The organism is Polaromonas sp. CG_9.5, assembly GCF_035984465.1.
GTDB lineage: Bacteria > Pseudomonadota > Gammaproteobacteria > Burkholderiales > Burkholderiaceae_C > Polaromonas.
The window spans coordinates 127,656-138,436 of the sequence record NZ_JAXCHR010000010.1; the positions used below are offsets into that span (position 1 = coordinate 127,656).

General features: G+C 56.8%; 11 protein-coding genes. 3 read left to right on the forward strand and 8 right to left on the reverse strand.

Annotated elements, in window-relative coordinates; translation table 11 throughout:
• Position 1 precedes the first annotated feature (1 nt).
• Complete coding sequence (locus RCH06_RS10250) at positions 2 to 322, reverse strand: hypothetical protein (RefSeq protein WP_327081360.1); 321 nt, start codon at positions 320 to 322, stop codon at positions 2 to 4.
• 98 nt (positions 323 to 420) lie between these two features.
• Between RCH06_RS10250 and RCH06_RS10255 the strand changes: the two genes are divergently transcribed.
• Positions 421 to 1,575, forward strand: coding sequence for a sensor histidine kinase (locus RCH06_RS10255; RefSeq protein WP_327081361.1), 1,155 nt, complete (start codon positions 421 to 423; stop codon positions 1,573 to 1,575).
• A gap of 48 nt (positions 1,576 to 1,623) precedes the next feature.
• Here RCH06_RS10255 and RCH06_RS10260 read toward each other — a convergent pair whose 3' ends face one another.
• The 3 genes from RCH06_RS10260 to RCH06_RS10270 are packed head-to-tail and all read right to left on the reverse strand — an operon-like array spanning position 1,624 to position 4,778.
• Entirely contained in the window at positions 1,624 to 3,102 is a 1,479-nt protein-coding gene (locus RCH06_RS10260; protein WP_327081362.1) for an ATPase domain-containing protein, read from the reverse strand.
• On the reverse strand, positions 3,099 to 3,518 hold the full coding sequence (locus RCH06_RS10265; protein WP_327081363.1) for a hypothetical protein: 420 nt from the start codon (positions 3,516 to 3,518) through the stop codon (positions 3,099 to 3,101). The genes RCH06_RS10260 and RCH06_RS10265 overlap by 4 nt, the downstream gene beginning before the upstream one ends.
• Positions 3,519 to 3,521: 3 nt before the next feature.
• Positions 3,522 to 4,778: a hybrid sensor histidine kinase/response regulator gene (locus RCH06_RS10270; RefSeq protein ID WP_327081364.1), complete on the reverse strand. Its 1,257-nt coding sequence runs from the start codon at positions 4,776 to 4,778 to the stop codon at positions 3,522 to 3,524.
• Positions 4,779 to 5,309: 531 nt separating this feature from the next.
• Between RCH06_RS10270 and RCH06_RS10275 the strand changes: the two genes are divergently transcribed.
• Positions 5,310 to 6,557: a cation:proton antiporter gene (locus RCH06_RS10275; RefSeq protein WP_327081365.1), complete on the forward strand. Its 1,248-nt coding sequence runs from the start codon at positions 5,310 to 5,312 to the stop codon at positions 6,555 to 6,557.
• A 168-nt stretch (positions 6,558 to 6,725) separates the two neighbouring features.
• Here the strand turns inward: RCH06_RS10275 and RCH06_RS10280 are convergent, their stop codons facing one another.
• From RCH06_RS10280 to RCH06_RS10295, 4 genes are all read right to left on the reverse strand, one after another.
• Positions 6,726 to 7,898: a trans-sulfuration enzyme family protein gene (locus tag RCH06_RS10280; protein WP_327081366.1), complete on the reverse strand. Its 1,173-nt coding sequence runs from the start codon at positions 7,896 to 7,898 to the stop codon at positions 6,726 to 6,728.
• Positions 7,899 to 7,986: 88 nt separating this feature from the next.
• On the reverse strand, positions 7,987 to 8,310 hold the full coding sequence (locus RCH06_RS10285) for a type II toxin-antitoxin system YafQ family toxin (protein ID WP_442799635.1): 324 nt from the start codon (positions 8,308 to 8,310) through the stop codon (positions 7,987 to 7,989).
• Positions 8,279 to 8,560 carry a type II toxin-antitoxin system RelB/DinJ family antitoxin gene (locus RCH06_RS10290; protein ID WP_327081367.1) on the reverse strand — a complete coding sequence of 94 codons (282 nt, stop codon included), beginning with the start codon at positions 8,558 to 8,560 and terminating at the stop codon, positions 8,279 to 8,281. Before RCH06_RS10290 ends, RCH06_RS10285 begins: the two co-directional genes overlap by 32 nt.
• A 236-nt stretch (positions 8,561 to 8,796) precedes the next feature.
• Positions 8,797 to 9,075 (reverse strand): GSU2403 family nucleotidyltransferase fold protein, encoded by a 279-nt coding sequence (locus RCH06_RS10295; protein WP_327081368.1) that lies wholly within the window; start codon positions 9,073 to 9,075, stop codon positions 8,797 to 8,799.
• Positions 9,076 to 9,262: 187 nt separating this feature from the next.
• On the opposite strand from RCH06_RS10295, the gene RCH06_RS10300 reads away from it, so the two are divergent.
• Positions 9,263 to 10,781: exonuclease domain-containing protein (locus RCH06_RS10300; RefSeq protein WP_327081369.1), on the forward strand; the 1,519-nt coding region annotated here is incomplete at its 3' end.

The following is a 10,781-nucleotide window of genomic DNA, read 5'->3' on the forward strand; positions in this document are numbered from 1 at the left end:
ATCAGGCGCGCAACAGAAGATTTGATAAAATGCTATATTTTTTATAGCTACAACCACAGAATGGGCAAGCGGTAGGGCCTGTTTTCTTAAAAAACAGGTAATTAATCAGCGTCTGATGAGCCTTGTCATTCACGCGAAGGCGGGCATCCAGTAGCGAAGTTCGCAAAGGCCATGCGAGCGGCTTTGGATACCCGCCTTTGCGGGTTGACGGATGATGGTGCGCAAAGCGCTGTGAGTTCTCAGGGAACACCTGGATAGTTACGAAAACAGGCTCTTTTTGTTTTTCAGTTGTTTGAATCGCCTTGAAAACCATCAAAAACAAAAAAATTCATAAAATGTAACTTCTGAAAATATTTTGCCAGCAAGGCATTGTCCAGAAAATCACCCCCGCCCTTCTTTGATGAGTCCACGAAATGACCCATGAAACTCTCGACTTTCATTACCACCCATCTTGAGCAGATTCTTTCAGAGTGGGACAGCTTTGCCCGAACGCTGTTTCCGGCATTGCCTGTCCCGCAGAATTACATCCTGCGGGACCATGCCGGCGAAATCCTGCAGGCAATCGTCGTTGACCTTGACACGCACCAGACGGCAGCGCAGCAGACTGAAAAGTCAAAAGGCCAGACCGATGACAACGTCAACAAGAAAAGCGCGGCAGCCATTCACGGCACGCTGCGCCAGGCCAGCGGTTTCACGCTGACCCAGCTCGTCGCTGAATACCGGGCCTTGCGTGCCACCGTGCTGCGGCTGTGGATGCCGCACCTGGAACTGGGCACGCCCGAAAGCGCGACCGACATGATGCGCTTCAACGAAGCCATGGACCAGGCGCTGGCCGAATCGGTGGTGACTTACTCTGAAAACGCCGACCGCACGCGCGACACCTTCCTGGCCATTTTGGGACACGACTTGCGCAGCCCGCTGTTCACGATGAAGCTGGCAGGAAGCTATTTGATGCGGCCCGCCATTGGCACGGAAGGCACCCGGGAGATGGGCGCTCGCGTGGCCCGGAGCGCAGCCAACATGACCGCCATGGTCAAAGATTTGCTGGAATACGCACGCACGCAGCTGGGAAGCGGCATACCGATCACCCTGCGGCCCAAGAACATGGCCAGCATTTGCCAGGCGGCGCTGGACGACGCCCAGGCTGGCTACCCGGACTGTCCTTTTGAGTTGGAGACATCGGGGGATTTGTCGGGCTGTTTCGACAGTGCCCGACTGCAGCAGCTTTTTTCAAACCTGCTCAACAATGCAGCGCAGTACCGCGACGACACTCGCGCGGTCACTATCACGGCCCTGGGCAAGACCAATTCGATCACGGTACAGGTGTGCAATCACGGCCCGGTGATTCCTGCCCTGTCGCTGCAGGCGATTTTCGATCCCCTGGTTCAGCTCTCGGTGGAAGCAGGGTTGCAGGAAGGCGCGCCTTCCAGCAGCCTGGGACTGGGACTTTTCATTGCCCGGGAAATCACCACGGCGCACGGCGGCACCCTCACGGTGGCGTCGAACGAACATTCCGGCACGGTATTTACCGTCGAACTCCCGCACGCACCGGTTGCGCAACCGGTCAAGGCGTAAGGGAAAAGACCCCGCCCGCTGAATGCAGGACAGGGTCTGGGCGCCAACTCAGACCGGAGATTCGGCGGCGGACTCGTCCATCAAGGTGGGCTGGCCTGACAAGATGCCACGGTAGTTCGTCAGCGGCTCGCCAATAGTGATGCCGTCTTTGTCGATGTCAAAGAAACAAATATCCTTGCTGTGGTTGCTGCCCCGAACCTTCACGACCGAAATCACACGCTTGAACCTTCCGGCAAGTTCAACATAGCGCAGCATTAAGATGGCATCGGTCAGAAACGCATTGCTGTACGAAGAAAACCGCAGATCGGTGTACCGGTCTTCGAGTTCTGCAGTCATCAGCACCGTCACGCCCATGTTGGTCAGCACCGCCGTCAGCCGGTACAGCGACTCGCGAAAGTCCTCGCGGAAAACGGGCGCCAGCGCCAGCTCAAAGCCCGACAGCGAATCAATCACCACCCGCTTGGCCTTGGTTCTTTTGATCAGGCTGACCAGGCTATGCAGCGTTTCGTCAATGGACAAGTCGAGCGCGCGCGTGTCGATGACCGACACCTTGCCGGTTTCAATCAGCGCCTGGAGCCGGCTGCTGATCAACTGGCTGGGACTTTTCTCAAACGCGGCAATCACCCCCGGTTCGCCCAGCCGCACACCCTCGTCCAGAAACTCGGTACACAGCACGCTTTTTCCGCAGCCGCTCGGGCCCACCACCAGCAGCGAATAGCCCACCGGCAGGCCTCCGCCCATCATCTTGTCGAGTGAAGGCACACCCATGGTCAGGCGCTGATTGCTGGATATTTCACTGGTCAGGCTGTCGCCGAATTTGAGAATGGCGCGTGGAAACACCTCGACACCATCGTCATTGATGCGAAACGTGTGCAGTCCGGGGCGCTGTGCCTGGCCGCGCATCTTGACGACCTGCAGCTTGCGCACCATGGCATCGCGGTGAACATCCTGCAGCATCCAGATGATGCCGTCCGCCACGGTGAACACCGGGCTGGATGATTCTTCCTGCGACAGATATTCGCCAATCAGAAAGGTGGTGGCCTGCCAGCTGGTCATTTCCACGCCGAGTGCCTGGATAAAGTGCTGCAAGCCCCTGGTACTGTCGTCACGGGCCAATTTGGCCGACTGCACCACCGAACGGAAAGAGTCCACAAACACCAGGCTGGGCGAAAAACTTTCCACCTCTTCAAGGATGCGGGTCAGCACCCGGTCAAAGTCGCCGTCCAGCAGGTCGCCTGAAAGGTTCACGAACTTGATCGAGGTGTTGATCTTGTCGATGTCGAAGAAGGAAAACTGCTGCTGGTAGCGCAGCATCTTGAGGGGCGGCTCACCCAGCACGGTAAAAAACAGCGCGCGCCGGTCCGGATTGGCCAGCGAAAACATGATCTGGTGCGCCAGCGTAGTCTTGCCCGAGCCGGGCGTGCCGGCAATCAGGTTGAAGGAAAACTCCGGTATGCCGCCACCCAGCAGTTCGTCCAGCCCGGGCACACCCGTGCGCAGCTGGCGTATGGTTACTTTTTTTCTCATTTTTGAAAATCCTTTGCGGGTGTTTCGGTAGTCTCTTTGCGCCAGGCCGAGTGCAAAAGATGACTTGTCAACTCCTCGCCAACCAATGAAGCTAGCACATCCAGAAAAATGGTGAACAGCGCCAGGCTGCCCAATAGGGCTTGCGATGCATCCTGCCGCTGAAGGCAGGCCTGCAAATCAGTAAATCGCTCCTGGAGGGCAGATTTTGTGAGTTCAGGCGCCATCCAGGGGTGGCGCCGGCACACCAGGCGAAGGCTTCGCGTGTAAAGCGGATTGAAGCCGCCCTCGCCAATGATCGAAATAAGTGGGGGCGCCAGTTGCTGCCAAAGCTGCAGGGTAGCGTTCGCCACCGTTTCAGAATGATGGGTGAGTGCCGCTTCAATCAGTTGGTCGCGCGTAGGTTCAGTCGTTTCCATGGGTCAGTTGATGGCGTCTGAAGGGAAATTTTTTGAAATAAGCGCCTCCAGCATTTCCAGGGAAACGGGCTTGACTAAATAGTGGTCGAAACCGACTTCCTGAGCGCTGGCTACGGAGTGTGGCTGGTCGTAACCCGTCATGGCAATGCACAAGGGCTCGGGCACCAACCGCAGCGCCCGGATTCGGCGTATCACCTCGTAGCCCGTCAAACCCGGCAAGCCGATATCGGAAACAACGATGTCGTAAAGACCGTGTTTTGCCATGGCAAGCCCGTCAAGGCCGTTGTAGGCGGAATCAACAACATGGCCATCGAACGTCAAGCAGCTATTAAGGGTTTCATTGGCATCGATGTTGTCTTCAATGATCAGTATCCGGCAAGGGCGGGCCTGATACGCATGGATGATCGGGAGGTCTTCGGAGGCGATGGGTTGCTCAGACACCGCAAGCTCAACGATGAATTCGCTGCCGCAACCCACTCCCTGGCTGCGCACCTTCACGCTGCCACCATGCATTTGCACCAGCGTGCGCACCATGGACAGTCCGATACCCAGTCCGCCTTGTGTACGGTCCAGCGTATTGGTGGCCTGCGTGAACAGGTCGAAAATAAAGGGCTGGACTTTTGGATCAATGCCGATTCCGTGGTCCTTGATACAAATGCGCACCGTCCCGTCTGCGCACGGGCGCGCTGACACGGTGATTGACGCCTGAGGTGGCGAAAACTTGCTGGCGTTGATGAGGAGGTTGGAAAAAACCTGTGACAGGCGCACCCCGTCTCCACAGAGCACGATGGCATCAACCGGCAGGTCAACGATCAGCTTCTGGTCAAGCGCGATGAAATAGGGCTGGCTGATCTCGGCTGCGCTTTGAACAAGGTCGTTCAGCAACAGCAAGCTTTTTTCAAGTTTGATTTTTCCGCTGCTGACGCGAGCGGCATCGAGTAAGTCCTCCAGTAGCCGCTTCATGTGGGCGATCTGCCGGGTGATGACCTGCTGGATGTTGGGCAGCATTGGATGGGCCGAGGAGATTTTTCCGAGCATTTCAGCGGCCAGCGCGATGGGCGCCAACGGGTTGCGCAGCTCGTGTGCCAGCATCGACAAAAATTCTGTCTGTCGCTCCACGGAGGCCTCTGCCTGAGCCTGCAAATCCTGCGCCCGCAAGGAGGCAATCACCAAGTGCTGATTGGCTTCACGAAGCATGTGGCCCAGTTCTTGCGGGATTTCATGGCTTTTTGGAGAGGGCATATCTTTATGTGGCGTCATTCAATCACCTCTACCCTGAGCAAACCATCTGCTGATGATTACAGGATTCAATCTGATTTCCATGGAAGTCAGCGGTTAGCCACTTACAAATTTCGGCAGCAAAAACAAGAAGTTTCAACTGCAATGTCGAAAAGCCAAGTGTGGCCGTGATTTGTCTGAAGTCAAGGCGTAACTCTTTTGATTTCAAAAATGAATTGCAACCAAGCTTGAGCACCTGTGTGCGGCTGACCATGATTCTTGTAATTTCGAAGATGTCACCCCCCTGAATTCATCGCCAGTGAAGTGCCATGCCTGACTTGCGCTTGACCAGCGCACCTTGGGGGCCTTTGCCGAGAACCTTGTCGCCTTGCCAGTCGTCGCTGCCGCTTTTTGGGCCTACGGCGGGCAGGTATTACGCCATGCACACGCAGGCCTTGAGCAGGCTGCGCCGCGCTTGGCCGCTGGCAGAGCGTTTGCGCGCATCAGCGCCTATGCCAAAATCCCGGCCCAGCGCCCTCTCCCGACATTCACCTTACCCCCCGCACTCAATTCATGGACTATCTGCCCGCCTGGCCTTTGCAATTTACCCCACTTCTGGCCTTTGGCCTGGTCCTGTTGGTCGGCGCGCTGGGTGGTTATCTCTCGCACCGCGTGTCGTGGCTGCCGAGCATTACCGGGTTCATGCTGGTGGGGTTTTTGTGCGGCCCGAGCGTGCTGGACTTGTTGAGCGCGCAGACCATCGCCAATTCACGGGTGCTGATCGACATTGCACTGGCGCTCATCTTGTTCAGGCTCGGCCTGTCGCTGGACATCAAGCAACTTCGGCATTCGCCCTCCTTGATCATCACGTCGCTGGTGGAAAGCGGGCTGACCTTCGGGGTGGTGTTTGGCGCGCTGCAATTGTTCAGCGTGCCGTTCGCCATTTCGGTGCTGGTGGCGGCCATCACCGTGTCGTCCTCGCCAGCGGTGCTGCTGCATGTGGCGCACGAGGTCAACGCTGCCGGCGTGGTCACGGAGTCAACCAAGACGCTGGTGGCGCTGAACAACCTGTTTTCGTTCATCGCTTTTTCTGCTGCGTTGCCGCTGCTGCACTACGACAGCGGCGCCAACTGGACGGTGGCGGTGTTTCAGCCGCTTTATCAATTGCTGGGTTCGCTGCTGCTGGGGCTGGCGATGGGTTGGGCGCTGCATGTGGTGTCCATCAAGACGCAAAGCGCCGCACAGTACAAATTGGCGCTGGTGATAGGCGCCATCATGATGAGCATTGCGCTGGCCAGCGAACTCAAGCTGTCGCCGCTGTTTGCGCCGCTGGTGATGGGCGTGGCCATCAAGACGATGGAGCGTAAGGCGGTCACGTCGGACATTGAATTTGGCCCGGCTTTCGAGCTGTTCTTTATCGTGCTGTTTGTGTTTGCCGGCGCGGGCCTGCATTTGCACGAGCTGATTCAATTCGCCCCCGCCGTGCTGGCGCTGGTGCTGGTGCGGTCTTTGGCCAAGGTGATCGGCGCCACCGTGATGCTGCGCGTGTTTAAAAAGCCGCTGCGCTCGGGCACTGCCAGCGGGCTGCTGCTGATTCCGATGGCGGGTCTGGCGATTGGCCTGGTGCAGACCAGCAGCGGGCTTTTTCCGGCGCAGGCGCCGACCATTGCCGCCATCGTTCTGGGCGCCGTGACGGTGTTTGAAACCCTGGGCCCGCCGATTGCGGCGTTTGCGTTCCGCTTTGCGGGCGAGGCGCATGGGCAAGAGGCCGAAGTCGGCTCAGAAGTTCAAGTCGAGGTGGCCGAAGCAGTGCCCCACTGAGCTCCAGCAGCGCTTTCATGGTCTGGATCAGCGTCATGCAGGACGACCATACGCTCTGTTTTTCATAGCAGCTTGCGCCCGTATCTATTGGACTCTAAGCATTTATTGCATCAATTTTAGCCAAAACGGCGCGTTGAACGGCCATCAAGGCAAAGAGCAGCCCTGCATTCAAGCCAGCGGTTGCAGCGCCTGCGCCAGGTCGGCAATCAGGTCATCGGGGTGCTCAATGCCGACGCTCAGGCGAATCATGCCTTCGCTGATGCCGGCGGCGGCGCGCGCTTCAGGCGAGACGAAACTGTGCGTGGTGCTGGCCGGGTGACAGGCCAGGCTGTCCACGTCGCCCAGTGACACGGCCTGCGTGAACAGCTGCAAGGCATTGAGCACTTGGGCCGCAGCCGCCCGCTCGTTGCGCAGCAGCTCAAACGTCACCATGCCGCCAAAACCGCCTTGCAACTGGCGCTGCGCCAGCGCGTGCTGCGGATGGCTGGTCAAACCGGGGTAATGCACGGCGCGCACGGCGGGATGGGCCGCCAAAAATTCAGCCACCGCCGCTGCCCCGGCGCAGTGCGCCGCCATGCGCAGCGGCAGCGTCTTGATGCCGCGTAAAAACAAAAATGCCTCTTGCGGCGACAAATTGCCGCCCACATGGCCAAGCCCGGTTTTACGCACTGCGGCCACCAGCGCCGCCGCACCAGCCACCACACCGCCCGTGGCGTCGCCGTGGCCGCCCAGGTACTTGGTCATGGAATGCATCACCAGATCAATGCCCAGCTCAAGCGGGCGCGTCAGGCAGGGCGTGCAAAAAGTGTTGTCGGCCACCGTGAGGATGCCGCGCGCCTGCGCCAGCGCCGCGACTTCGGCCAGATCGTGCAGGCGCAGGCCGGGGTTGGTCAGCGTCTCAACCCAGACCATGCGCGTGGCCGGGGTCAAACAGGCGGCCAAACCCGAGTGCGTGGCGTCCACCGCCTTGATGCCGAATCGCTCGCCCAGCGACCGGAACAGCCCTTCAGTGCCGCCATACAGCGGGCCCAAAAAGGCAATTTCGTCACCCGGCTTGAGCAATCCGAGCAGCAGCGACGAGGTCACCGCCGTGCCGCTGCCAAACGCCACGGCCGCCTGCGCGCCCTCCAGATCGGCCATCTTGGCCTCCAGCGCCGCCACTGTCGGGTTGCCAAAACGGCTGTAGCGGTAGCCCTCGGCCTCGCCGGCAAAAATGGCCGCGCCGCGCTCCAGCGTGCCGTAGTTGAACGCCGAGCTTTGCGTGATGGGCGTGGTGATGGCGCCCGTTACCGGGTCAGGATGCTGGCCGGCGTGAACGGCGCGCGTGCGCAGGTGGGTCATGGGGAGTTCCGGTGGAGGATGGCGTGGCCTGAAATACCAGCCGGTGTTGCCGAGCAACACAGTGCAACATGCAACGGTTAGAAGGAAATCAATGACTGAATAATTCGGAATGAGTGCCAGAGCGAACGAAGTTGATCCAGTTGGCTTCTACTTGGTAGATCAACAGGAAGTCTCCGCCTATATGGCATTCCCGGTGATCAGCCCAGTCCCCTTTCAAAGCGTGGTCTAGCCATTCAGGGCCAAGGGGCGCATCGTTGGCAATGAGCAGCAACATCGCTTCTTTGAGTCGCACCATGTCGTAGCGCCCGGAATGCGACAGCCGTTGCCAGTCCTTGAGAAATGCCTTGGTGTAGTCCGCTGCCCGCGGCAGGGATGCACGCTTACTGGCCGCTGTTTTTTTCAAGATCGGCAAACAATGCGTCGCTGGTCGCAAAACGGGCACGACGGCTGGCCATCATGGCGCGCGATTCATCCATGGCTGCAAGCGTCTGCGCGTTCGGCACCTTGAGTTCAAGCGGGAATGCCTGGTCGATCACCACGCGGCGTAAAAACAGCCGCACGGCATCCGATATAGATAGGCCCATTGCTGTCAAGGCCTCAGTCGCTTGCTCCTTGATGTCGTCGTCCACCCGAATGTGGAGCATTGAAGTGTGTGTAGCCATGTGAACCTCCTATTGCCATCAATTATGTATCTCAATTGAGATTAAATCAAGTTGACCTTGCTGGTTGCACAACACCCCTCCGCTTGTAAAGCGTGGCGCGCATGGCGATCACGGTGCCCATAAGCGCCGTATGCTGTCTTCAAAGTGCAAAGAAGAATAGGAGGTTTCCAATGCCTTGAAGGCGTGAGCCATCCGCTGGCACCGTCCCGGCCCCAGGCCTGAATATCCGGCCATATCTACGCCAATACGGCAGCATCGTATTTCAGAAGGTAGTCCACCAGAGCGGCGGATTGGGCGAGGTCTTTCATCGCTTTAACACGCTGGGCCTGCACCCGTTCACCAAAAACCAGCAGCTTGTGCAAGGCATAGCGCTCAGATCGCGGCAGATTCACCACCACGGGGCCGCTGTGCGAAAGCAAGATGCAGCGCATCGGGTCTTGAAGCGATAACTCCATGAATCGAAGGGGTTGCAACTTGAGGCCGCCTTGGACTGGAGCCGTATTTGACCCTTGCACACGTATCTGGTTGTCGCTTCACGTTAACGCGCAAGGGCACACAGCGCTACCGGCCGGGCTTGGCAGGAAATCCGACTGGTACGGCTTGGGGGCTGCTCTTGCATTTCTGAAGACAATTTAAATCTGACCCTCAATATCCCAGCTAACATGTTTGGTAAGAGCAAAAAGACAACAAGAGGGATGTGAGATGGTTTGGTTTCTTCTTGGCGCTATTATTTTCGGCTGTGTTGTTTGGGAAATCATTAGACGTTCTTCAAGAGTTAAGCCCCCCTCTGCACACGAGCAAAGGAGTGCCTCTAAAACAATATTAGAGGCCGTTCAATATGAGCAAGAGGTAATAAGTAACCGCAAGGATATGGGCGCTACTGTTCAGTATCAGCAGGAAAAAGTCAAATCAACGCCAAAACCAATCGAGGTTGAATCTGCTAACGATTCTCTTGCCTTCATTGATTTTGAGACGACCGGCTTAGACGCTCAAAATGACCGCATCATTGAGGTTGCAGTTTTCATCATCAAGTGTGGGGTGAATGCTGAGCACATGGGGTATAGCCAACTGGTGAATCCGGATCGTCGGCTACCTCCATTCATCATCAATCTCACAGGCATCACAGATGAGATGCTTTCCAGTGTTCGGAACGCGAGTGAGGTTATCCCTGAACTCCTGGACTACATTGGTGACCGAACTATCTATGCTTACAACGCAGAGTTTGACATGAGGTTCTTAAAGTCAGAAGCAAAGCGGATTGGACGTGAAGTCAACAATCGTAGCTTCTGCGTGATGGAGTATTTCAAACGAGAGTTCCCTCAGTTGAAGTCCCACAGCCTAGAAAATGTTTGTGCTGCCTTTGACATCACCGCGGAAGGTGCATCTCATCGGGCGGGCGGGGATGCAGCCCGGACAGCAAAAGTTTTCTTCGCCGCAGCCTCAGGAAAGCAGCCTAAGGACGCGGCAATCCGATTCAGCGACAAAAGTGAAAATAGTGCCCCCCACATTTACTACGTGTACGGGCACTACTCCTCAACGGGGACGCTCTTTTATGTAGGCGTAGGGCACGGGGATCGTGCTTGGTCAAAAGACCTTAGCCCGCTCTGGAGTTGGTATGTAGGGAAGAAGTTGGCAGGTAGCTATGACGTCAAGTTAATACACGAGAAACTGACTGGCTCTGAAGCATCGGAGATCAAAGATGCACTGATGGCCGATCATTCTGAAACTCTTCTCAATAGACAAAACCCACACCGGAACACTAACTTCGATCAGTACAGCAAATTCCATGCGTTGCGTAACGGAAATAGAGATCAAATAAAAAGAGCCACTAGCTTGGAGAAGTCTGATCCAGAGGCCTCAGTCAAACTGCTGAGGGATTCAATCAAAAAGCTTGAAGACTACTCATTCATGAAACTCGAAGGCGGGTTGTACGGTCAAGTGATAACCGATATGACAGAAGAGCAGGGGTACAGCGGTGAGTTGGATGCGCTCGACCGCCTGACCCTGCTGCTTTGTAAGCAGAAACAGGGCGCGGAAGCCAAGCAAATTGCAGACCACTATTTCTCTCGGTTCAAGTCTGATGCCTCTCGAAAGAAGGCTGAATCCATTCTCAAAAGAGTGGGAAAAGTGACCTTGCCCCCAGAAAACGTATCCCTTGCTGAGTGGTTCAATTCAGACAAGGAAAACGAAAATGACAAAGACATCAAGGGCCAAGTACACG

What these genes read in the sequence shown, in the direction of transcription:
- RCH06_RS10255 (WP_327081361.1), top strand. Translation starts at nt 421, where the DNA reads ATGAAACTCTCGACTTTCATTACCACCCATCTTGAGCAGATTCTTTCA.
- RCH06_RS10260 (WP_327081362.1), bottom strand. Translation starts at nt 3,102, where the DNA reads ATGAGAAAAAAAGTAACCATACGCCAGCTGCGCACGGGTGTGCCCGGG.
- RCH06_RS10265 (WP_327081363.1), bottom strand. Translation starts at nt 3,518, where the DNA reads ATGGAAACGACTGAACCTACGCGCGACCAACTGATTGAAGCGGCACTC.
- RCH06_RS10270 (WP_327081364.1), bottom strand. Translation starts at nt 4,778, where the DNA reads ATGACGCCACATAAAGATATGCCCTCTCCAAAAAGCCATGAAATCCCG.
- RCH06_RS10275 (WP_327081365.1), top strand. Translation starts at nt 5,310, where the DNA reads ATGGACTATCTGCCCGCCTGGCCTTTGCAATTTACCCCACTTCTGGCC.
- RCH06_RS10280 (WP_327081366.1), bottom strand. Translation starts at nt 7,898, where the DNA reads ATGACCCACCTGCGCACGCGCGCCGTTCACGCCGGCCAGCATCCTGAC.
- RCH06_RS10290 (WP_327081367.1), bottom strand. Translation starts at nt 8,560, where the DNA reads ATGGCTACACACACTTCAATGCTCCACATTCGGGTGGACGACGACATC.